Annotated in this window: 21 protein-coding genes; 11 read left to right on the plus strand and 10 right to left on the minus strand. The window is 60.6% G+C overall.

Going from position 1 to position 21,075, the window contains the following annotated elements; translation table 11 throughout:
* Positions 1-364: 364 nt before the first annotated feature.
* The 9 genes from lpdA to mdh form a co-directional block, all read right to left on the minus strand.
* Positions 365-1,753: a dihydrolipoyl dehydrogenase gene (gene lpdA / locus DSM107133_RS03720; protein WP_114293457.1), complete on the minus strand. Its 1,389-nt coding sequence runs from the start codon at positions 1,751-1,753 to the stop codon at positions 365-367.
* 98 nt (positions 1,754-1,851) lie between these two features.
* Positions 1,852-2,247, minus strand: a complete 396-nt coding sequence (locus DSM107133_RS03725; protein ID WP_114293458.1) for an MAPEG family protein — start codon at positions 2,245-2,247, stop codon at positions 1,852-1,854.
* 83 nt (positions 2,248-2,330) lie between these two features.
* Positions 2,331-3,836, minus strand: a complete 1,506-nt coding sequence (gene odhB, locus DSM107133_RS03730; protein ID WP_114293459.1) for a 2-oxoglutarate dehydrogenase complex dihydrolipoyllysine-residue succinyltransferase — start codon at positions 3,834-3,836, stop codon at positions 2,331-2,333.
* Entirely contained in the window at positions 3,833-6,799 is a 2,967-nt protein-coding gene (locus tag DSM107133_RS03735; protein ID WP_114293460.1) for a 2-oxoglutarate dehydrogenase E1 component, read from the minus strand. The genes odhB and DSM107133_RS03735 overlap by 4 nt, the downstream gene beginning before the upstream one ends.
* A gap of 81 nt (positions 6,800-6,880) precedes the next feature.
* Positions 6,881-7,768, minus strand: a complete 888-nt coding sequence (sucD, locus tag DSM107133_RS03740) for a succinate--CoA ligase subunit alpha (RefSeq protein ID WP_114293461.1) — start codon at positions 7,766-7,768, stop codon at positions 6,881-6,883.
* A 185-nt stretch (positions 7,769-7,953) separates the two neighbouring features.
* Complete coding sequence (locus tag DSM107133_RS03745; RefSeq protein ID WP_162792028.1) at positions 7,954-8,637, minus strand: class I SAM-dependent methyltransferase; 684 nt, start codon at positions 8,635-8,637, stop codon at positions 7,954-7,956.
* A 264-nt stretch (positions 8,638-8,901) separates the two neighbouring features.
* On the minus strand, positions 8,902-10,095 hold the full coding sequence (sucC, locus tag DSM107133_RS03750; protein ID WP_114293463.1) for an ADP-forming succinate--CoA ligase subunit beta: 1,194 nt from the start codon (positions 10,093-10,095) through the stop codon (positions 8,902-8,904).
* Between the two features lie 215 nt (positions 10,096-10,310).
* On the minus strand, positions 10,311-11,069 hold the full coding sequence (locus DSM107133_RS03755) for an adenylate/guanylate cyclase domain-containing protein (protein WP_114293464.1): 759 nt from the start codon (positions 11,067-11,069) through the stop codon (positions 10,311-10,313).
* Between the two features lie 90 nt (positions 11,070-11,159).
* Entirely contained in the window at positions 11,160-12,122 is a 963-nt protein-coding gene (gene mdh / locus DSM107133_RS03760) for a malate dehydrogenase (RefSeq protein WP_114293465.1), read from the minus strand.
* Between the two features lie 160 nt (positions 12,123-12,282).
* On the opposite strand from mdh, the gene DSM107133_RS03765 reads away from it, so the two are divergent.
* Positions 12,283-13,038: a sulfite exporter TauE/SafE family protein gene (locus DSM107133_RS03765; RefSeq protein WP_114293466.1), complete on the plus strand. Its 756-nt coding sequence runs from the start codon at positions 12,283-12,285 to the stop codon at positions 13,036-13,038.
* A 68-nt stretch (positions 13,039-13,106) separates the two neighbouring features.
* On the opposite strand, the gene DSM107133_RS03770 is transcribed toward DSM107133_RS03765, so the two are convergent.
* The gene (locus tag DSM107133_RS03770; RefSeq protein WP_114293467.1) at positions 13,107-13,442 is read right to left on the minus strand and encodes a hypothetical protein; all 336 of its coding nucleotides are present in this window, start codon (positions 13,440-13,442) and stop codon (positions 13,107-13,109) included.
* A 320-nt stretch (positions 13,443-13,762) separates the two neighbouring features.
* Here DSM107133_RS03770 and DSM107133_RS03775 point away from each other — a divergent pair, with 320 nt between their 5' ends.
* The 10 genes from DSM107133_RS03775 (at position 13,763) to DSM107133_RS03820 (ending at position 21,030) form a co-directional block, all read left to right on the plus strand.
* Entirely contained in the window at positions 13,763-14,617 is an 855-nt protein-coding gene (locus tag DSM107133_RS03775; protein WP_114293468.1) for a CoA ester lyase, read from the plus strand.
* A 4-nt stretch (positions 14,618-14,621) separates the two neighbouring features.
* Positions 14,622-15,167 carry an NnrU family protein gene (locus DSM107133_RS03780; RefSeq protein WP_114293469.1) on the plus strand — a complete coding sequence of 182 codons (546 nt, stop codon included), beginning with the start codon at positions 14,622-14,624 and terminating at the stop codon, positions 15,165-15,167.
* A gap of 10 nt (positions 15,168-15,177) precedes the next feature.
* Complete coding sequence (locus tag DSM107133_RS03785; protein WP_114293470.1) at positions 15,178-15,381, plus strand: DUF1737 domain-containing protein; 204 nt, start codon at positions 15,178-15,180, stop codon at positions 15,379-15,381.
* On the plus strand, positions 15,381-16,409 hold the full coding sequence (locus DSM107133_RS03790; RefSeq protein WP_205387816.1) for a MaoC family dehydratase: 1,029 nt from the start codon (positions 15,381-15,383) through the stop codon (positions 16,407-16,409). The genes DSM107133_RS03785 and DSM107133_RS03790 overlap by 1 nt, the downstream gene beginning before the upstream one ends.
* 209 nt (positions 16,410-16,618) lie before the next feature.
* Positions 16,619-17,002 (plus strand): succinate dehydrogenase, cytochrome b556 subunit, encoded by a 384-nt coding sequence (gene sdhC, locus DSM107133_RS03795; RefSeq protein WP_114293472.1) that lies wholly within the window; start codon positions 16,619-16,621, stop codon positions 17,000-17,002.
* Between the two features lie 11 nt (positions 17,003-17,013).
* Positions 17,014-17,385 (plus strand): succinate dehydrogenase, hydrophobic membrane anchor protein, encoded by a 372-nt coding sequence (sdhD, locus tag DSM107133_RS03800; protein WP_114293473.1) that lies wholly within the window; start codon positions 17,014-17,016, stop codon positions 17,383-17,385.
* 25 nt (positions 17,386-17,410) lie between these two features.
* Positions 17,411-19,216: a succinate dehydrogenase flavoprotein subunit gene (gene sdhA, locus DSM107133_RS03805; RefSeq protein WP_028954847.1), complete on the plus strand. Its 1,806-nt coding sequence runs from the start codon at positions 17,411-17,413 to the stop codon at positions 19,214-19,216.
* 3 nt (positions 19,217-19,219) lie between these two features.
* Positions 19,220-19,915 carry an FkbM family methyltransferase gene (locus DSM107133_RS03810; RefSeq protein WP_114293474.1) on the plus strand — a complete coding sequence of 232 codons (696 nt, stop codon included), beginning with the start codon at positions 19,220-19,222 and terminating at the stop codon, positions 19,913-19,915.
* Positions 19,912-20,238, plus strand: a complete 327-nt coding sequence (locus DSM107133_RS03815; RefSeq protein ID WP_114293475.1) for a hypothetical protein — start codon at positions 19,912-19,914, stop codon at positions 20,236-20,238. The genes DSM107133_RS03810 and DSM107133_RS03815 overlap by 4 nt, the downstream gene beginning before the upstream one ends.
* A 12-nt stretch (positions 20,239-20,250) precedes the next feature.
* Positions 20,251-21,030: a succinate dehydrogenase iron-sulfur subunit gene (locus DSM107133_RS03820; RefSeq protein ID WP_114293476.1), complete on the plus strand. Its 780-nt coding sequence runs from the start codon at positions 20,251-20,253 to the stop codon at positions 21,028-21,030.
* The last annotated feature ends 45 nt before the right edge of the window (positions 21,031-21,075 follow it).

The following is a 21,075-nucleotide window of genomic DNA, read 5'->3' on the forward strand; positions in this document are numbered from 1 at the left end:
ATCAATCGGATTCATTCACTTTCGTGCAGCCGCCACGCAAGCAAACCGGCTCCTCGTGGTGCAAATGCCGAAGCAGGATGCCGGTTGTGAAAATTGTGTTTTGGGCTGTGACCAAGGCCAATTTGTGCCTGTTTTCACGCTTTTTGCGTCTGCCGCTGTGCGAAGCCGTTCCTTTTGATCGGATTTACGGCCGCAACGGAAGCGTATTGCGGAACATGAAATAGGGACCAGTATTGCAAGCACAGGCTGTGTATCGTGAGACGGCAGGGCGTCAATTAGCCCTGCCGTGCATCACTGATTCTGTGCTGTCACGCGTGAGGTGCGCAAGAGGGCACATCTTTTTGTCTGTTGCCGACGATTCAGATCACATGTGGATCGGACCGTCGCCGCAGGCCAGCGCCGCTTCGCGCACGGCCTCCGAATAGGTTGGATGCGCGTGGCAGGTCATGGCCAGATCTTCGGCCGACGCGCCGAATTCCATCGCAACGCACACCTCGTGGATCAGGTCGCCGGCACCGGGGCCGATGATGTGGCAGCCCAGAATGCGGTCGGTTTCCTTGTCGGCCAGGATCTTCACAAAACCGTCGCCTGCGAACACGGCCTTGGCGCGGGCGTTGCCCATGAAGCTGAACTTGCCGACCTTGTACGCGCGGCCCGCTTCTTTCAGCGTGGCCTCGGTTTCGCCGACATTGGCGACTTCGGGGTGGGTGTAGATCACGCCGGGGATCACGCCATAGTTGACGTGCCCATGCTTGCCCGCGACCTGCTCGGCGGCGGCCATGCCTTCGTCCTCGGCCTTGTGCGCCAGCATCGGCCCTTCGATCACGTCGCCGATGGCGTAGACGCCCGGCACGCTGGTCTGCCAGTCCTTGCCCACCTTGATCTGACCGCGTTTGGTCATCTCGACGCCCAGACCCTCGAGGCCCAGCCCGTCGACGTAAGGCTTGCGGCCTGTTGCCACCAGAACCACATCGGCGTCCAGCACGTGTTCGCTGTCGTCCTTGCGCAGTTTGTAATGCACCTTTGCCTTGGTCTTGGTCGCTTCGGTCTTTTGCACGGCAGCGCCCATGATGAACTTCAGGCCCTGCTTGGTCAGCATCCGCTGGAAGGTTTTCTGAACCTCGGGGTCCATGCCGGGGGTGATCGCGTCCAGATATTCCACGACGGTTACCTCGGACCCCAGACGCGCATAAACGCTGCCCAGTTCCAGCCCGATCACGCCCGCGCCGATCACAACGAGGGATTTCGGCACCTTGCCCAGCTCCAGCGCGCCGGTGGAGGTCACGACGACCTTTTCGTCCACTTCGACGCCGGGCAGCGACGCCGCCTCGGAGCCGGTGGCGATGATGATGTTCTTGGCCTCGTGGACCTCGTCACCAACCTTGACCTTGCCCGCCTCGGGGATCGAGCCCCAGCCTTTCAGCCAGTCGACCTTGTTCTTTTTGAACAGGAATCCGATGCCTTTGGTGTTGGTGTCGACGGTGGACTGTTTGTAGGTCAGCATCTGCTTCCAGTCGACCGAGGGGCTTTTGCCCTTCAGGCCCATTTCGGCAAAGTTGTGCTCGGCCTCGTGCAGCATGTGGGATGCGTGCAGCAATGCCTTGGACGGGATGCAGCCGACGTTCAGGCAGGTGCCGCCCAGCGTGTCACGCCCTTCGACGCAGGCCACTTTCAGGCCCAGTTGCGCGCAACGGATGGCGCAGACATAGCCGCCGGGGCCGGAGCCGATGATGATAACGTCGTAGGATGCCATGAGGTCTTCTCCTTGGTCGTGTGCGCCGCTGTGGCCTGTGTCAGACCGCTGACGGCTTTCAGTATGGCGCGGGTGCCATGTGTTTTGCGGGCGCGTTCCTAGATCAGGGCGGCGATGAAAAGTACGGTGACGCAGGCCATGGCCACCAGCCAGATATAGGACCGCCACGGCCGCCATCCCAGCGCATAGGCGGGGATATAAAGCGCACGGGCGGCCAGATAGACCCAAGCGGCCCCCAGTGTCACTGCGCTGACCTGATCCGTCAGGTGGATCAGGAACACGGCGGCGGCAAAGAACGGGAACATCTGCACGTTGTTGTCATAGGCCCGCAGCATCCGCGCCGTGGCATTGCGCATCGGGCGGCTGGGCGCGCGGTCGCGCGGGCTGGTGGTATAGCCCGGCCCCACATCCATGTTCGCCATTGTTGAGGCCGTGACGAATTGCGCGATGTGCAACAGGCCGGCGAGGGCGAGGGTGAGGAGGAGGGGCGTCATGTCATCGTGTCCAAATCGGAAGATGCAGGAGTGCGGGAGTGCCGGCCAGCGCCCAAGCCATAGGGCGCTGACCTGTTTTTGGTTTACAGATCCATCAGCAACCGGCGGGGATCTTCCAGCGCTTCCTTGACGCGCACCAGGAAGGTCACCGCGCCCTTGCCGTCAACGATGCGGTGATCGTAGGACAGCGCCAGATACATCATCGGACGGATCACCACCTGACCGTTGATCGCCATCGGGCGGTCCTGGATCTTGTGCATCCCCAGGATACCCGATTGCGGCGGGTTCAGGATGGGCGAGGACATCAGCGAGCCGTAGACACCACCGTTCGAGATGGTGAAGGTGCCGCCCTGCATTTCCGCCATCGACAGCTTGCCGTCACGGGCACGCGCGCCTTTTTCGGCAATCGCCTTTTCGATCTCGGCAAAGGACATCGCGTCGGCATCGCGGATCACCGGAACAACCAGACCCGTGGGCGTGCCTGCGGCGATGCCCATGTGAACGAAGTTCTTGTAGACCACGTCGGTGCCGTCGATCTCGGCGTTGACCTCGGGGACCTCTTTCAGCGCGTGCACGCAGGCCTTGGTGAAGAAGGACATAAAGCCAAGCTTCACGCCGTGTTTCTTCAGGAACAGGTCCTTGTATTCTTTGCGCAGCGCCATCACCTCGGTCATGTCGACCTCGTTATAGGTGGTCAGCATCGCGGCGGTGTTCTGGCTGTCTTTCAGACGGCGCGCGATGGTCTGGCGCAGACGGGTCATTTTCACCCGTTCTTCGCGCGATGCATCGTCGGCAGAGACCGGCGCGCGCGGGGCTGCGGCGGCCTGCGGGGCAGGGGCCGAACCAGCGGCAGCCACGGCCTTGGCCACGTCGTCCTTCATGATACGCCCGTCACGGCCCGAGCCGGAGACCTGATCGCGGCTGATGCCGGCCTCGGCCATGGCTTTCTTGGCCGAGGGCGCGTCTTCCACGTCTTTGCCCGAGGTGCTTGCTGCTGGTGCCGCTTTGGCGGCTTGGGCCGGTGCTGCGGCCTGACCCGAAGCCGAGCCTGAAATGACCGCCAGCTTGGCAGTGGCGTCCACGGTGGTGCCTTCGGGCGCTGTGATCTCGGTCAAGACACCGCTGGCGGGCGCGGGCACTTCGACGCTGACCTTGTCTGTTTCCAGCTCGCACAGCATTTCGTCTTGGGCGACGGTGTCACCAACCTTTTTGAACCAGGTGCTGACGGTCGCTTCGGTCACGGATTCGCCCAAGGTCGGGACCATCACGTCAACGCTGTCGTCCCCCGACGATTTTGCGGCGGGGGTTTCTTTGGCTTCGGCGGCTTTGGGGGCATCTGCTGCGGCTGCGCCACCTTCCGTGATTGTCGCCAGCAGGGCATCGACACCCACGGTTTCGCCTTCGGCGGCGATGATATCGCCCATGGTGCCCGCAACGGGGCTGGGCACCTCGACGGTGACCTTGTCGGTTTCCAGTTCGCACAGCATTTCGTCAACGGCCACCGTGTCGCCCGGTTTCTTGAACCATGTGGCAACGGTGGCTTCGGTCACGGATTCGCCCAGGGTGGGCACGCGGACATCAGTCATTATTTCGATCCTTTGATGGTCAGCGCCTCGTCAACGAGGGCGGCTTGTTGTGCTTTGTGCTGGCTGGCCAGACCTGTGGCCGGCGACGCCGATGTGGCGCGTCCGACATATTCGGGACGCAGGTGTTTGGCCTTGATCCGGCCCAGAACCCATTCGATGTTGGGCTCGATAAAGGTCCAGGCGCCCTGGTTCTTGGGCTCTTCCTGACACCAGATCATCTCGGCATCCTTGAAGCGTTCCAGCTCCTTCACCGCGGATTGCGCGGGGAAAGGGTAGAACTGTTCGAAGCGCATCAAATAGACATCGTCGATGCCACGGGCGTCGCGTTCTTCCAGCAGGTCATAATAGACCTTGCCCGAACACATCACCACGCGCTTGATCTTGTCATCGGCCACCAAAGTGGTGTCCGAATTGCCGTGCTGGGCATCGTCCCACAGCACGCGGTGGAAGGATGATCCGGTGGTAAACTCGTCGGCCTTGCTGACGGCCAGCTTGTGACGCAGCAGCGATTTCGGCGTCATCAGGATCAGCGGCTTGCGGAAGTCGCGGTGGATCTGGCGGCGCAGGATGTGAAAGTAGTTTGCAGGCGTGGTGCAATTGGCCACGATCCAGTTGTCCTGACCGCACATCTGCAAGAACCGTTCCAGACGGGCGCTGGAGTGTTCGGGGCCTTGCCCCTCGAAGCCGTGGGGCAGCAGGACCGTCAGGCCGGACATCCGCAGCCATTTGCTTTCGCCCGAGCTGATGAACTGGTCGAACATGATCTGCGCACCGTTGGCGAAATCGCCAAACTGCGCTTCCCACAGGGTCAGGGCGTTGGGTTCTGCCATCGAATACCCGTATTCAAAGCCAAGCACCGCATATTCCGACAGCATCGAATCGATGACGTCGTATTGTGCCTGACCTTCACGGATGTTGTTCAGCGGATAGTAGCGTTCTTCGGTGTCCTGGTTGATCAGGGCGGAATGGCGCTGGCTGAAGGTGCCGCGCGCGCTGTCCTGACCGGACAGACGCACAGGATAGCCTTCGGTCAGCAGCGAGCCGAACGCGATGGCCTCGGCAGTGGCCCAGTCGAATCCGGTCCCTGTTTCAAACATCGCCTTTTTGGCGTCCAGCAGACGTTCGACAGTTTTGTGCAGGGGAACACCGGCGGGGGCTGTCGTCAGCCCCTTGCCAACTTCGGCCAGCGTTTCGGGCTTGATCGCTGTCTTGCCGCGCTGGTATTTCTTTTGCTTCATCTTATCCAGATGCGACCACTTGCCATCCAGCCAGTCGGCCTTGTTCGGGCGGTATTCTTTTCCGGCCTCGAACTCTTCGTTCAGCTTGGCCTGAAACGCCGCCTTCATGTCCTCGATCTCGCCCTCGGGGATCAGCCCGTCTTTGACCAGACGGTCGGTGTACAGCGTCAGCGTGGTCTTTTGCTTTTTGATCTTCTTGTACATCACCGGGTTGGTGAACATGGGCTCGTCGCCCTCGTTGTGACCAAAACGGCGGTAGCAGAAAATGTCGATAACCACATCCTTGTGGAATTTCTGACGGAACTCGGTGGCCACTTTCGCGGCGTGAACCACGGCTTCGGGGTCGTCACCGTTGACGTGGAAAATGGGCGCCTCGACCACCAGCGCGTTGTCGGTGGGATAGGGGGAAGACCGCGAGAAGTGCGGCGCGGTGGTGAAACCGATCTGGTTGTTCACCACGACGTGTATGGTGCCACCGGTGCGGTGGCCGCGCAGGCCCGACAGGGCGAAACATTCCGCCACGACACCCTGACCGGCAAAGGCCGCATCGCCGTGTAGCAGGATCGGCATGACGCAGGTGCGCTCGGCATCGTTCCACTGGTCCTGCTTGGCGCGTGCCTTGCCCAGAACCACAGGGTTCACCGCTTCGAGGTGCGACGGGTTGGCGGTCAGCGACAGGTGGACGGTGTTGTCATCAAACTGACGGTCCGAGGACGCGCCAAGGTGATATTTCACATCGCCCGAGCCATCGACGTCTTCGGGTTTGAAGCTGCCGCCCTGAAACTCGTTGAAGATCGCGCGGTAGGGTTTTTGCATCACGTTGGCCAGAACCGACAGGCGGCCGCGGTGCGGCATGCCAATGACGATTTCCTTGACGCCCAGGGCGCCGCCACGCTTGATGATCTGCTCCATCGCGGGGATCAGGCTTTCGCCACCATCAAGGCCAAAGCGCTTGGTGCCCATGTATTTGACGTGCAGGAATTTTTCGAATCCTTCGGCCTCGACCATCTTGTTCAGGATCGCCTTGCGGCCCTCACGGGTGAACTGGATTTCCTTGCCCAGCCCTTCGATCCGTTCCTTCAGCCAACTGGCTTCATCAGGGTTGGAAATGTGCATGTATTGCAGCGCAAAGGTGCCGCAATAGGTCCGGTTCACGATTTCGACAATCTGCCGCATGGTGGCGATTTCCAGCCCCAACACGTTGTCGATGAAAATCGGACGATCCATGTCGGCGTCGGTAAAGCCGTAGGATTTCGGATCCAGCTCGGGGTGGGGGGTCTTGTCGCGCATGCCCAGCGGGTCAAGATCGGCCACCAGGTGACCACGGATGCGATAGGCGCGGATGATCATCAGCGCGCGGATGCTGTCCAGCACGGCGCGTTTGACCATCTCGTCGCTCAACTCTACGCCTTTGGCCTCTGCCTTGGCCTTGATCTTGTCGCCAGCCCCTTTGACCTCAGCCGGAGCGGCCCATTCGCCTGTCAGCGCCTGGGTCAGGTCGTCGCCCGGCATCGGCGGCCAGTCGCTGCGCGCCCAAGAGGGGCCTGCGGCCTCGGCTTTGACGTTGCTGTTCTCGTCGCCCATCGCCTTGAAAAAGGCCTGCCAGGCTTCGTCTACCGCGCCGGGATTGTTGGCATAGCGGGCATACATCTGTTCAAGGTATTCCGCGTTGTGTCCTTGCATGAAGGACGAGGCGTGGAACTGGTCGTTGGCTGGGTGGTCGGTCATGGCGAGATACCTCGGATGTGAGACGTGGCCGCATAATGGTTAAAGATACCAAGGCGGGGGGGTGCCCCGCCTTGAGACAGGTTAGTCTTTGTTGATCGCTTCTTGCACGGCTTCGCCCAGTGTTGCGGGGCTGTCTGCCACCACGATACCGGCTTCGCGCATTGCGTTGATCTTGCTTTCTGCGTCGCCCTTGCCACCGGCAACGATGGCGCCTGCGTGGCCCATGCGGCGGCCCGGAGGGGCGGTGCGGCCGGCGATAAAACCGGCGGTGGGCTTCCAGCGGCCCTTTTTGCGCTCATCTGCCAGGAACTGTGCCGCCTCTTCCTCGGCAGAGCCGCCGATTTCACCGATCATGATGATCGACTGTGTTTCAGGGTCGGCCAGGAACATTTCCAGCACGTCGATGTGCTCGGTCCCCTTGATGGGGTCGCCGCCGATGCCCACGGCCGAAGACTGGCCCAGTCCCATGTCGGTTGTCTGTTTCACAGCCTCATAGGTAAGCGTCCCCGAGCGCGAAACAACACCCACCGAGCCGCGTTTGTGGATGTGGCCGGGCATAATGCCGATCTTGCAAGCGTCCGGCGTGATCACGCCGGGACAGTTGGGGCCGATCAGGCGCGATTTGGACCCTTCCAGCGCGCGCTTGACGCGCATCATGTCCAGAACCGGAATCCCTTCGGTGATGCAGACGATCAGCGGCATTTCTGCGTCAATCGCTTCCAGGATCGAATCCGCGGCAAAGGGGGGCGGCACATAGATGACCGAGGCGTTGGCTTCGGTGACATGCATGGCTTCGTGGACCGAGTTGAAGACCGGCAGGTCCAGATGTTTCTGGCCGCCTTTGCCCGGTGTCACGCCTCCGACCATCTTGGTGCCGTAAGCGATTGCCTGTTCGGTGTGGAATGTCCCCTGCGAGCCGGTCAGGCCCTGGCAGATGACTTTTGTGTTTTCGTCGATAAGAACGGCCATGTTTGGTTTCCTTGCTTACGATCTGTCGGTTGTTTCGGATGTTGGAATGACGGGTGACTGGCTGCCGCGGGTGGGCCAGCTCCCAGTGAAGAGGTTTGCGGTCTGTACAGCTTGCGTATCGGCGGTGCCTGCACTGGCTTCTCCGAAAGGCCGCGCGACAGCGGATGGGGTATTGATCGCGCGTCTCATGCGGCCACCTTGCGCAACAAGACCGATATGTTGTCGTCAACGGGCAGGCTGAAACTGTTGACCAGTTTTGTGGTGAACCCTGCGTCAGCGGCAGCTTTGCGCAATGTGCGCAAACTAAAATAGTTCACATGATCAGGGTAGCGAAAGCCGCACCATTTCGGGCCAATGATCTTGCGGTTCAGGCTGTTGAAATTAGGCACCCGCACAAATACCGCGCCTGTGTTCTTCAGTGCGCGGTACACACCATTTAGAACGCCCATGACATTGGTTTCATGTTCCAGATACGAGAACATTACGATGCCATCGAATTGGGCCTCGTCAAATTCCCAAATGGTCTCTGCTCCTGCACCCTTGAGACAATACCCGCCCCGTGAACGCATGATGTCGTCGGCCTGCGCATGCAAGGCGGTGCTCAGTTCGATGCCAAAGGGGGTCATTGGCGGCAGAATGCGCGCACCCGCACCACAGCCGATGTCAAGCACATGACCGTCGGAGAACCAACGCCGGAAGTGCGCCTGCTTGTCCCGATGTATAACACCAAGGTTTGTGCGCAGCTTGCGCACGAACTTGCTTGCAAAGGTTGACCCTTTTGATGCCTCAGCCTTGGCAGCATAGGTCTTTTCCCAAGCAAAATCTTGCTCCAAGGCCTCATAGACCACAGGATTGCGCAGATAAGTCATGCTACATTCATCGCAAGTGACCACTTGCCACGGATCGGGCGAATAGGCCCGCAGTGGCACGCATTGCGTGCTCTCGCACAGTGGGCAGGGACGATATGTTGACACGCTATGCATCAGATCAAAAGAAAGCCCTTGCGGCACAAATGACATGCCCGCCTGCCGGTGACCCCAACTTTTTGATAAAAGATGGGGTCGCCGGTGCATCACAGGCGACATACAGCACGGGGCTGTCATAGACATGTGCGGCTTGGTGCATCACTTGCCTTAGCCTTTGACCGCTTTCACGATCTTCTGCGCGCCGTCTTTCAGGTCTTCTGCGGCAATGACATCAAGGCCGGAGTTGTTGATGATGTCCTTGCCCTGTTGCACGTTCGTGCCTTCGAGACGGACAACCAACGGCACTTTCAGGCCCACTTCTTTCACCGCGGCAACAACGCCCTCGGCGATCACATCGCAGCGCATGATGCCGCCGAAGATGTTCACCAGAATGCCTTTGACCTGCGGGTCCGAGGTGATGATCTTGAACGCTTCAGTTACTTTTTCCTTGGTGGCACCGCCGCCCACGTCAAGGAAGTTGGCAGGCTCGGCGCCGTACAGCTTGATGATGTCCATTGTGGCCATCGCCAGACCCGCACCGTTCACCATGCAGCCGATCTCGCCGTCCAGAGCGATATAGTTCAGGTCGTATTTCGAGGCGGCCAGTTCCTTGGGGTCTTCCTCGGTCTCGTCGCGCAGCTCGTTGATGTCGGCGTGGCGGTATATGGCGTTGCCGTCAAAGCTGACCTTGGCATCCAGCACTTTCAAATCACCGCCGTCGGTGACGATCAGCGGGTTGATTTCCAGCATTTCCATGTCTTTTTCCAAAAACGCCTTGTACAGCAAAGACATCAGGCCGACGCATTGTTTGACCTGCTTGCCTTCCAGCCCAAGGGCGAAAGCGATGCGGCGGCCGTGGAAGGCCTGATAGCCGGATGCGGGATCAACCGAGAAGCTGAGGATTTTTTCAGGAGTCGAGGCTGCGACCTCTTCGATGTCCATGCCACCTTCGGTCGAGCAGACAAAGCTGACGCGGCTGGTTTGACGGTCGACCAGCAGGGCCAGGTACAGTTCGGTTTCAATGCCCGAGCCGTCTTCGATGTAGATGCGGTTCACCTGTTTGCCAGCGGGGCCGGTCTGGTGCGTGACCAATGTGCGGCCCAGCATCTTCTTGGCTTCTTCGGCAGCTTCTTCGACCGATTTCGTCAGGCGCACGCCGCCTTTTTCACCGGCGTCGGCCTCTTTGAAGTGGCCCTTGCCGCGCCCACCTGCGTGGATCTGCGCTTTGACCACCCACAGTGGGCCGTCCATTTCGCCGGCTGCGGTTTTGGCATCTTCGGCTTTCAGCACGACACGGCCGTCGGAAACTGGGGCACCGTAAGAGCGAAGCAAGGCCTTGGCCTGGTATTCGTGGATGTTCATGACAAAGCGGTCCTGATTAGCTGCGGTTCAATTGGCTGTATACGACCATGCATGAACGGATGGTAAACTGAAAAGGTGCGGCAGGCAGGGATTTGCGCAGAAAATCCTACATTTGTGATCACACGATTTTTTGTGTGATCACAAATGTAGCGGGCTATGTGCGCTAACGGGTTTTCAGGACCCGTGACGCAGATTCTCCTGTGTCTGCCGAATGTTCAGCCGCTCGAAGCGGGCAGCTTGCGCCACTTGATCAGCAGCGACACGCCGATGGCGGCAATGGCCAATGCCGACCAGCCGGGGCCTCCGCCGTTGGCAATGTCAGCAATGACCAGAGCTGCAGAGGCCAGACCCGCGCGGCGACAGGACTTGCGAAAGGATGCGCGGGGGGAGGGGCCAGTATGGTGTGGCTGTAACGGGTCGACACGGGGGGCAACGGCCGCCAGATCCGAGGGGGCGGTGACGCCATCGGCCAGCACGGCAAACAAGGCGACCTCTTCGATCAGGTTCTTGGGCGTGGCGGGGCCCAGGGGGCGAAATTGAACGTCCAGCCGACCGCGCGCATGATCGACGATTTGCTGCGACACCAATATCCCGCCCACAACCGCGTTTTCCTGCAAGCGCGCGGCAAGGTTTACACCGTCGCCCAGCAGGTCTTCGCCTTCGACAATGACGTCCCCCAGATGCAGGCCGATGCGAAAGTCAAGCGCGTCCGCGGTGGCGTTCAATTCGCGCTGGATGGTGACGGCAGCCGCCACCCCTTCAACCACCGAAGGAAATTCGGCAATCAGCCCGTCACCCGAGGTGTTGGCGATACGCCCGCCACGGATGAGGATGGCGGCGTCGATCACCCGACGGGCGCGGCGCAGGGCTTGCACGGTGTCCACTTCGTTGCGCGCCATACGGCCCGAATAATTCGCGGCATCGGCTGACAGAATCGTGGTCAGCTTGCGTTTGATGTCAGGCAACTGGGACACGGCGCACCTCTTGGATACCCCGGCGCGGGGCCAATAAAAAGCCGGACACGTCGCGCGTGCCCGGCCCTAGTCATGACAGCATGATGCGGCTTATGCCAGCGAGCTGTCGATGCCTTTGCACGCGTCAACAAGACCCTGAACAGCTGCAACCGAGCTGTCGAACATCGCCTGTTCGTCCTTGTTCATCTGGATGTCGACCACTTTTTCGACGCCACCGGCACCGATCACTGTGGGCACGCCGACATACATGCCTTTCAGACCCAACGCGCCGTCAACGTAGGCCGCGCAGGGCAGCACGCGCTTTTGGTCTTTCAGGAACGCTTCGGCCATTTCGATGGCCGAGGTCGCAGGCGCATAGAAAGCCGAGCCGGTTTTCAGCAGGCCGACGATTTCGGCGCCGCCGTCACGGGTGCGCTGAACGATGGCGTCCAGTTTCTCTTGCGTGGTCCAGCCCATTTTGACCAGATCGGGCAGAGGGATGCCTGCAACGGTCGAATAGCGTGTCAGCGGCACCATGGTGTCGCCGTGGCCGCCCAGCACGAATGCTGTCACGTCGCGCATGGACACCTGGAATTCTTCGGCCAGGAAGTGACGGAAGCGGGCGCTGTCCAGAACACCGGCCATGCCGCAGACTTTTTCATGGGGCAGGCCCGAGAATTCGCGCAGGGCCCAGACCATGGCGTCCAGCGGGTTGGTGATGCAGATCACGAATGCGTTCGGCGCGTGGTCGCGGATGCCTTCGCCAACGGATTTCATGACCTTGAGGTTGATGCCCAGCAGGTCATCACGGCTCATGCCCGGCTTGCGGGGCACGCCGGCGGTGACGATGCACACGTCTGCGCCTGCGATGTCCTCATAGGACTGGGTGCCGCTCATCTTGGCGTCGAAACCCTCGGACGGGCCGGATTCGGCGATATCCAGCGCCTTGCCTTCGGGGGTGCCTTCGGAAATGTCGAACAGGACAACGTCGCCCAATTCCTTGATGGCTGCGAGATGCGCGAGCGTCCCGCCGATTTGACCTGCGCCGATCAGCGCAATCTTGGGTCTGGCCATGAGTAGTCTCCAGGGTTGCTGTGAATTTGCGGTTTGCCTAGTCCTTATCTGCGCGGCGCGCAAGGCTGCTGCGGCGCGGCACGCGGGCAACCTGCCACTGGTGGTGCACGGATTTACACGCTAACCCTTAGTGCAATGCAAAGATTTCCAAGGAGTTAACGTGCTGGAACTGGATTTAGCCTTCTTTGCGGTGGCGGGTCCTGCTGTGGTGTTTGCCGGGATCTCCAAGGGCGGTTTCGGCTCTGGGGCGGCCTTTGCGGCGTCTTCGATTCTGGCTTTGGTTGTCGAGCCGGGGCTGGCGCTGGGGGTGATGCTGCCGCTGTTGATGCTGATTGATGTGGCCACGTTGCGCCCGTTCTGGGGCAAATGGCGCTGGCCGGAAACGCGGTTGCTGATCCTTGGCGGCTTGCCCGGTGTGGCGCTGGGGGCGGCACTGTATCAGGTGGCAAATGCGGATGTGCTGCGGGTGCTGATTGGTGTGATTTCGGTGATGTTCGTGGTCTGGCAGATAGGGCGCGCGCGCGGCTGGATCAGCGTGGCGACGCGTCCTCTTGGATTGTTCGCCGGAGCTGTGGTGGGGGTGTTTGCGGGCTTTACCAGCTTTGTCAGCCACGCGGGGGGGCCACCGGCAGCGGTCTATCTGCTGTCACGCGGCATGACCAAGACCGAGTATCAGGCAAGTACGGTCTTGCTGTTCTGGGCCATTAACGTGGCCAAATTTGTGCCCTATGCCTTTCTGGGCATGTTCACGCTGCAAACCGGGCTGGCAAACCTGGCGTTGGCACCTTTTGCCCTTGCAGGGGCGTGGCTGGGAGTAAAGGCCCACAAGCTGGTGCCTGAGCAGGCGTTCTTTGCGCTGACCTATGTGCTGCTGGTGCTGACAGGGATGAAATTGATCTGGGATGGCCTGACTTGATCAGTCGAAAAAGGCGGCCCCGTGCGGCCGCCTGTCATTTTGTCTACGCTATATCTGTGCGTCGATATTTATGCGTCGTTGCCGGGGGCTGGCAGCGCCTCGGCCAGTTCCTCGAACGCCTGACCGGAGGCCACAAGGCAGGTGACGCCCGCTGGTGTGGTTACTGTAATGGTCCATGTGCCAGTCTCGGTCGAGGCAAAGACCTCGATCACCTGATTGTTTGCCCCAAGCCCCATCGACTGGCGGGTTTCACCATAGCCCGATGCCAACCGGTCAACCACCAGTGCGCGCGGGCCGCAATTGCGTGGGTTTGACTGGGCCGCGGTCTGACCTGCCATGGCCAGATACAGAGTGGCCGCGATGGTCAGCGCGCCCAGATGCAGGAATTTGCTTTTGCGTGTCATGTTGTTCAGCCTTTGGTCAAAAAGACGTCACCCGCAGTCATCTGGCCTGATCCGGTTGCCCGGAGATGATCGGGCAGCCCCGGTTCAAATGCTGTCTCGCTATCCCTTCCGCAAAGGTTCGGCGGCCCTGCCGAAACGGCCCTCCCGGTGATATCGGACGCTGCAAATTTGCGACCAGAAGGGTAAATATTGGTTAACTTGGCGTGCGCAGCTGCCGATAATTTGAGTATTGCTGCGTTGCGGCGTGTTTCCCCTTGAACCTTTCGTAAAAAAATGCCTCCTTGCGCGCAACAATATTACCCGACCCGAAAGGCAGGCCCATGGCTCTTGATCGTCCGTTGCGTTCCGTTCTGTACATTCCCGCATCCAAACCGCGCGCGTTGGACAAGGCACGCGGTCTGCCCGTCGATGCGATCATTTTCGATCTGGAAGATGCAGTCACAGCCGAAGAAAAGGTCACTGCGCGCGGAATTCTGGCCGATGCGCTGGCCCAGGGCGGCTATGGCGCGCGGATGAAGATCATTCGTATCAACGCGTTCGACACGCCGTGGGGCGCTGATGATGCGCGCGCCGCAGCCGAAATGGGGGCCGATGCGATCCTGCTGCCCAAAGTGTCCAGCCCGGCCGATCTGGACGCGCTGGCCGCGATCACCGGCGATGCGCCGCTGTGGGCGATGATGGAGACGCCCGCCGGCATGTTGAACGCCGCCGCCATCGCAGCCCATCCCAAGCTGCAAGGGCTGGTGATGGGCACCAACGATCTGGCCAAAGAGCTGAACACCCGCGCGCGCGCCGACCGTCTGCCATTGCAGGCCGGCTTGGGCCTGTGTCTGCTCGCGGCCAAGGCGCACGGGCTGGCGATTGTCGATGGGGTTTATAACGCCTTCAAGGACGACGAGGGGCTGGCGCTGGAATGTGAACAGGGGCGCGACATGGGGTTTGACGGCAAAACCCTGATCCACCCCGCGCAGGTTGACGTGACCAACACCGCCTATTCGCCCTCCGAGGCCGAGATCGACACAGCCCGCCGCCAGATCACAGCCTTTGACGCGGTCGAAGCCTCGGGGCAGGGTGTGGCAGTGGTTGACGGCAAGATTGTCGAGAATCTGCATGTTGAAACCGCACGCAAACTGATCGCACAGGCCGAGGCCATTGCGGCCATGGCAGAGGACTAAACCTATGACACTGCTTATTCTCGGGGTTCTTTTGTGGGCAGCGGCCCATTTCTTTCAACGTGCCATGCCTGCACAGCGCGCCGCCATGGGCAACGCCGGAAAAGGCGTTGTCGCGATTGCGCTCGTGGTCTCTGTGCTGCTGATGATTTTCGGCTATCGCGCGGCTGATGGTGCGTTCTTTTGGGGCCGCCATCCGGCGACGACGGGGATCAACAACCTGCTGATGGTTGCCGCCCTGTATTTCACCAGCCCCGGCCCGAAGAAGGGCGCGATCTTCTACAAGATGCGCCACCCGATGCTGACTGGCTTTTCGCTGTGGGCGGTTGCGCACCTGCTGGTCAACGGCGACGTGCCGTCGTTTGTACTGTTCGGCGGTCTGCTGGTCTGGGCGCTGGCCGAAATGGCGGTGATCAACCGTGCCGCACCTGCATGGACACCGCCTGCCAAAGGGTCGATTTCCAAGGACTTCATGTTCCTTGGTATCTCTTTCGTGCTGCTGGGCGTGATCGGTGCGATCCACACATGGCTGGGCTATAACCCGTTCGGGTAAGGATAAAGTTATGAAATTATACCGTTTTCTGTCCGAAGAGGACACGTCGGCCTTTTGCCACAAGGTGACCGACGCACTGAACAAGGGGTGGGAACTGCACGGCAGCCCCACCCAGACATGGGACCACGCCACAGGCGTCATGCGCTGCGGTCAGGCTGTGGTGAAAGACGCGCCAGGCACTTACACGCCCGACATCAAGCTGGGGGCGCAGTGATGAAGACCAACTCGGGCCGCTTCTTTGAAGATTATGCCGTGGGGCAGGTGATTGACCACGCGGTGCCGCGCACGGTCAAGATGGGCGAACGCGCGCTGTATCACATGCTGTATCCGGCGCGACATGCGCTGTATTCCTCCGACCAGTTCGCGCAGGCCAGCGGTCTGCCGTTCTCGCCGCTGGATGATATGATCGCCTTTCACATCGTCTTTGGCAAAACCGTGCCCGATGTATCGCTGAACGCTGTCGCGAACCTTGGCTATGCCGAGGGGCGTTGGAAAATGCCGGTGTGGCCGGGTGATACGCTGCGCGCGCGCTCGGAAGTGATCGGGCTGAAGCAGAACTCGAACGGCAAAACAGGCGTGGTCTATGTGCGCACCACCGGCCTGAACCAGCATGATGAGGAAGTGCTGGAGTATGTGCGCTGGGTCATGGTGCGCAAAGGTGACGTTGATGCACCTGCGCCCGAGACCGTGGTGCCAGAGCTGACCAATGTGGTGGCCCCTGCTGCGCTGGTGATCCCCAAGGGGCTGGATTTCACCAACTATGATTTCACGCTGGCAGGCGAACCGCACCGCTGGGGTGATTACGAGATTGGCGAACAGATCGACCATGTCGATGGTGTGACGGTGGAAGAAGCCGAACATATGATGGCGACGCGCCTGTGGCAGAACACGGCCAAGGTGCATTTCGACACCTCCGCACGGCCCGATGGCAGCCGCCTGATCTATGGCGGGCATGTGATTTCGATGGCACGGGCGCTGTCGTTCAACGGGCTGGCCAACGCGCAGATGGTTGTGGGCCTGAACGGCGGGGCACATGCCAACCCGTGTCTGTCGGGCGACACGATCCGTGCATGGTCCGAGGTTCTGGACAAGGCCGAGACAAGTGCTCCCGGGGTTGGCGCCCTGCGGTTGAGGCTGGTGGCGACCAAGGGCGGTGATCCGTTCAAACTGCGCGGCGAAGATGGCAAGTATCTGCCGGACGTTCTGCTGGATCTGGACTATTGGGCGCTGGTTCCACTGTAGGTTCAGGGCGGAAATGCGCGATAAATCCGACAAAATCACTCATGAATTAACTTGTGATCACAGCGCAAGAAGCTGTGATCACAAAGTGCATATTTTGGCAATATCCGCCAAAAAACCGGCCCTGATAGGGGTAACAAACCCGCGCATCTAGGTGACAGCGCCAAAAAACGGTTTAGTAAGAGAACAAGCACCAAGCCAAAGGAGTCGTCATGGCCGACGTGAACCGGGGCAACCGCCCGCTCTCACCGCATCTGACCATCTACCGCCCGCAGCTGACGTCGATGACGTCGATCCTGACACGGATCACAGGCAACGCATTGCTGGTCTCCACTTTCCTGATCACTTGGTGGTTCATCGCCGCCGCAACATCGCCCGAGGCATTTGCAACGGCTGACGGTTTCCTGACCAGCTGGTTCGGTGATCTGGTGATGACGCTGTCGCTGTGGGGCCTTTGGTATCACACGCTGGCCGGTGTCCGGCACCTGATCTGGGACAACGGCATCGGTCTTGAGATCCACACCGCCGAGAAACTCGGCTGGGCCGTCATCGGTGGATCGGTCGTTCTGACCATCCTGACCATCATCATTATTTAAGGGGGCCACCGATGCGTTATCTTACAGACCGCAAGCGCGCCACTGGCATGGGGTCGGCCAAATCCGGCACGGCCCACTTCTGGGCAATGAAAGTCAGCGCCTTTGCACTGCTGATCCTGATCCCGCTGTTCGTCTTTACCTTTGGTCCGATGCTGGGCAAGCCGCACGCCGAGGTGCTGGAATACTTCAGCCGTCCGTTCCCGGCCATCGTCGCCGCGCTGACCTTTGCCGTGACCATGAAGCACTTCAAGGACGGCGTTCAGGTGCTGATCGAGGACTATGTCCACGGTGTTGCCGAAAAAATCTCGATCGTGGTGATGATCTGCGTCTGCTACGCCATCGCGGCGACGGGCCTTTTCGCCATCGCCCGCATCGCACTTTAAAACGCCAGTCAGAGGAGACATTTCAATGGCTGCATATGAATATGAAACACACGAATACGACGTTGTCGTCGTAGGCGCCGGTGGCGCTGGTCTGCGTGCGACGCTGGGCATGGCCGAACAGGGCCTGCGCACCGCTTGCGTGACCAAAGTGTTCCCGACCCGCTCGCACACCGTTGCCGCACAGGGCGGCATTGCCGCGTCGCTGTCCAACATGGGCCCCGACAACTGGCAATGGCACATGTACGACACCGTCAAAGGGTCGGACTGGCTGGGTGATACGGACGCGATGGAGTATCTGGCCCGCGAAGCGCCCAAGGCGGTTTACGAGCTGGAGCATTACGGCGTGCCGTTCTCGCGCACCGACGAAGGCAAGATTTACCAGCGTCCCTTCGGCGGCCACACCACCGAATTCGGTGAAGGCCCCGCCGTGCAGCGCACATGCGCCGCTGCCGACCGGACCGGCCACGCGATCCTGCACACGCTGTACGGTCAGTCGCTGAAGCAAAAGGCCGAGTTCTTCATCGAATATTTCGCTATCGACCTGATCATGTCCGAAGAGGGCGAATGCCAGGGCGTGATGTGCTGGAAGCTGGATGACGGCACGCTGCACCTGTTCAGCGCCAAGATGGTCGTGCTGGCCACCGGTGGTTATGGCCGTGCCTATTTCAGCGCAACCAGCGCCCACACCTGCACCGGCGACGGTGGCGGTATGGTGGCGCGCGCGGGTCTGCCGCTGCAAGACATGGAGTTCGTGCAATTCCACCCCACCGGCATCTATGGTGCGGGCTGCCTGATCACCGAAGGTGCGCGCGGCGAGGGTGGTTATCTGACCAACTCCGAAGGCGAACGGTTCATGGAGCGCTATGCGCCCCAGTATAAAGACCTCGCGCCCCGCGACTATGTCAGCCGCTGTATGACGATGGAAATCCGCGAAGGCCGTGGCGTTGGCAAGAACGGTGACCACATCCACCTGAACCTGTCGCACCTGCCGCCCGAGACGCTGAAACTGCGCCTGCCGGGTATTTCGGAAAGCGCACGGGTCTTTGCCGGTGTGAACCTGAACAAGGAACCGATCCCGGTCATCCCGACCGTGCACTATAACATGGGCGGTATCCCCACGAACTATTGGGGCGAAGTCTTGTCCCCGACCGAGGACGAACCCGACCGCGTCGCACCCGGCCTGATGGCTGTGGGCGAGGCGGGCTGTGCATCGGTGCACGGGGCGAACCGCCTTGGCTCGAACTCGTTGATCGACCTTGTGGTCTTTGGCCGTGCTGCGGCGATCCGCGCAGGCAAGATCGTGAACCCCGACAGCGCCGTGCCCAAGCCGAACCCTGCGTCGGTTCAGGCGGCCTTGGACCGGTTCGACAACACCCGTTACGCCAAGGGCAATACACCCACCGCAGAACTGCGTCTGGAAATGCAGCACACGATGCAAAAAGATGCCGCTGTCTTCCGCGAGGACAAGACGTTGCAGGCGGGCAAGGTTGCCATGGACGAGATCGCGGGCAAGTGGTCTGACATCCAGGTCACCGACCGCAGCCTTGTGTGGAACTCGGACCTGATGGAAACGCTGGAACTGGCCAACCTGATCCCCAACGCTGTGGCAACGATCACCGCAGCGGCGGCGCGCAAGGAAAGCCGCGGGGCACACGCCCACGAGGATTACCCGGAGCGCGATGACGAGAACTGGCGCAAGCATTCGTTGACATGGTTCGACGACAACAAGGCGACGCTGGGCTATCGCGCGGTGCACATGGACCCGCTGACCAACGAAAGCGAAGGCGGCATCGACCCCAAGAAGATCGCGCCGAAGAAACGGACGTTCTGAACCATGCTTGGTGAAATCCGGCGCACGCTCAAGTCCGAAGGGTTGGCTGTCCATCCCGTCAAGACGCGTGCGTTCTATCTGAAAGGATACGGATTTTCCCCCGATGTCGTGTTTGATGTCGGGGTGCATGACGGCACGCCGTGGCTGTACAAATCCTTTGCCGATGCGCGCTTTGTGCTGATCGACCCGCAGGCAGATTGCGGCGATATGGTGCGCGCCTCGGGAAAGCTTGATGATTTCGACTTTCACGCGGTCGCCCTTGGCGCCGAAGCAGGCACCGCCAGGCTGAACCTGCCCGAAACGGCACGGGGCAAGGGCGGGGCCATGGCCTCTTTGATGGAACGGACAGACAATCTGGCCAATACCTTCAACAAGGTTGAAACAATTGACGTGCCGGTGAAACGGCTGGACGACGTGGCGGCGGGCTATGATGGCCGCTGTGGTCTGAAAGTCGACACCGAAGGGTTCGAGACCGCTGTGCTGGCGGGTGGTCCCGAAACATTGAAACGCTGCGAATTTGTCATATTGGAGCTGAGCGTGACCGAACGGTTCACCAACACTGCACCTCCCTCGTCGGCCATCACGTTGCTGGCCGAGGCCGGTCTGGAACTGCGCGACATTCTGGCCATCGCGGACGGTCCCGGAAAACGCGCGCAACCGCGCCACATGGACGTGATGTTCACGCGGTGGGCGGCATGAGGGCGCTGTTGATCGTATCGCTGCTGGCGCTGACCGCCTGTGCCGAAACCACCCAGGCCGTGGACGGTGTGGCGCGCAAATCGGCCAAGGCGGCGGTGGCTGAAACCATCGTGACCCGTTTCCCGATGGTGCCCAAAGCCTATGTGACCCCTTTTACCGACTGTATCATCGACAATGCATCGGCCCGTGAAATCGGCGAATTCGCCAAGGACGCCGTGATTGGCGTTCGTGAAACAACCGCTGTGCTGGTTCGGGGTGTCCTTGAACGGCCAGAGACTCAACAATGCATCACCAAGGCGGGCCTTTCGGCTCTGACCGCGTAAAGGAGACACCAGATGGTTCAACTGACGCTTCCCAAGAACAGCCGGATCAAGACCGGTAAGACATGGCCCAAGCCCGAAGGTGCCACCAACCTGCGCAAGTTCCAGATTTACCGCTGGAATCCCGACGACGGGAAAAACCCGCAGGTTGACACCTATTGGATTGATCTGGACAGCTGCGGTCCGATGATCCTGGACGCGCTGATCAAGATCAAGAACGAGATTGACCCGACGCTGACCTTCCGCCGTTCGTGCCGCGAGGGGATTTGCGGGTCCTGCGCGATGAACATCGACGGCATCAACACGCTGGCCTGCATCTATGGCATGGATGAGGTGAAGGGCGACGTGAAGATCTATCCGCTGCCGCACATGCCGGTGGTCAAGGATCTGATTCCCGACCTCACGCACTTCTACGCCCAGCACGCATCGGTCATGCCGTGGCTGGAAACCAAGACCAACCGCCCCGCGAAAGAGTGGAAACAGTCGGTCGAGGATCGCGAAAAGCTGGACGGCCTGTACGAATGCGTCATGTGTGCGTGCTGCTCGACATCCTGCCCCAGCTACTGGTGGAACGGCGACCGTTATCTTGGGCCAGCCGCCTTGCTGCACGCCTACCGCTGGATCATCGACAGCCGCGACGAGGCGACGGGCGAGCGTCTGGACGACCTTGAGGATCCCTTCAAGCTGTACCGCTGCCACACCATCATGAACTGCGCCAAGACATGCCCCAAGGGCCTGAACCCTGCTGCGGCGATTTCCAACATCAAGAAAATGATGGTCGAACGCGCCGTTTGATCCATCTGTGGCGCGCCCCTGCCGGGCGCGCCCATTGCCCTCTGA

It is taken from the genome of Pseudosulfitobacter sp. DSM 107133, assembly GCF_022788695.1.
Lineage (GTDB): Bacteria > Pseudomonadota > Alphaproteobacteria > Rhodobacterales > Rhodobacteraceae > Pseudosulfitobacter.

Bases quoted from the DNA above. Each gene is read 5' to 3' on its own strand.
- lpdA (WP_114293457.1), bottom strand. From the start codon at position 1,753: ATGGCATCCTACGACGTTATCATCATCGGCTCCGGCCCCGGCGGCTAT.
- DSM107133_RS03725 (WP_114293458.1), bottom strand. From the start codon at position 2,247: ATGACGCCCCTCCTCCTCACCCTCGCCCTCGCCGGCCTGTTGCACATC.
- DSM107133_RS03735 (WP_114293460.1), bottom strand. From the start codon at position 6,799: ATGACCGACCACCCAGCCAACGACCAGTTCCACGCCTCGTCCTTCATG.
- sucD (WP_114293461.1), bottom strand. From the start codon at position 7,768: ATGGCCGTTCTTATCGACGAAAACACAAAAGTCATCTGCCAGGGCCTG.
- DSM107133_RS03745 (WP_162792028.1), bottom strand. From the start codon at position 8,637: ATGACTTATCTGCGCAATCCTGTGGTCTATGAGGCCTTGGAGCAAGAT.
- sucC (WP_114293463.1), bottom strand. From the start codon at position 10,095: ATGAACATCCACGAATACCAGGCCAAGGCCTTGCTTCGCTCTTACGGT.
- mdh (WP_114293465.1), bottom strand. From the start codon at position 12,122: ATGGCCAGACCCAAGATTGCGCTGATCGGCGCAGGTCAAATCGGCGGG.
- DSM107133_RS03770 (WP_114293467.1), bottom strand. From the start codon at position 13,442: ATGACACGCAAAAGCAAATTCCTGCATCTGGGCGCGCTGACCATCGCG.
- DSM107133_RS03775 (WP_114293468.1), top strand. From the start codon at position 13,763: ATGGCTCTTGATCGTCCGTTGCGTTCCGTTCTGTACATTCCCGCATCC.
- DSM107133_RS03780 (WP_114293469.1), top strand. From the start codon at position 14,622: ATGACACTGCTTATTCTCGGGGTTCTTTTGTGGGCAGCGGCCCATTTC.
- DSM107133_RS03785 (WP_114293470.1), top strand. From the start codon at position 15,178: ATGAAATTATACCGTTTTCTGTCCGAAGAGGACACGTCGGCCTTTTGC.
- DSM107133_RS03790 (WP_205387816.1), top strand. From the start codon at position 15,381: ATGAAGACCAACTCGGGCCGCTTCTTTGAAGATTATGCCGTGGGGCAG.
- sdhC (WP_114293472.1), top strand. From the start codon at position 16,619: ATGGCCGACGTGAACCGGGGCAACCGCCCGCTCTCACCGCATCTGACC.
- sdhD (WP_114293473.1), top strand. From the start codon at position 17,014: ATGCGTTATCTTACAGACCGCAAGCGCGCCACTGGCATGGGGTCGGCC.
- sdhA (WP_028954847.1), top strand. From the start codon at position 17,411: ATGGCTGCATATGAATATGAAACACACGAATACGACGTTGTCGTCGTA.
- DSM107133_RS03810 (WP_114293474.1), top strand. From the start codon at position 19,220: ATGCTTGGTGAAATCCGGCGCACGCTCAAGTCCGAAGGGTTGGCTGTC.
- DSM107133_RS03815 (WP_114293475.1), top strand. From the start codon at position 19,912: ATGAGGGCGCTGTTGATCGTATCGCTGCTGGCGCTGACCGCCTGTGCC.
- DSM107133_RS03820 (WP_114293476.1), top strand. From the start codon at position 20,251: ATGGTTCAACTGACGCTTCCCAAGAACAGCCGGATCAAGACCGGTAAG.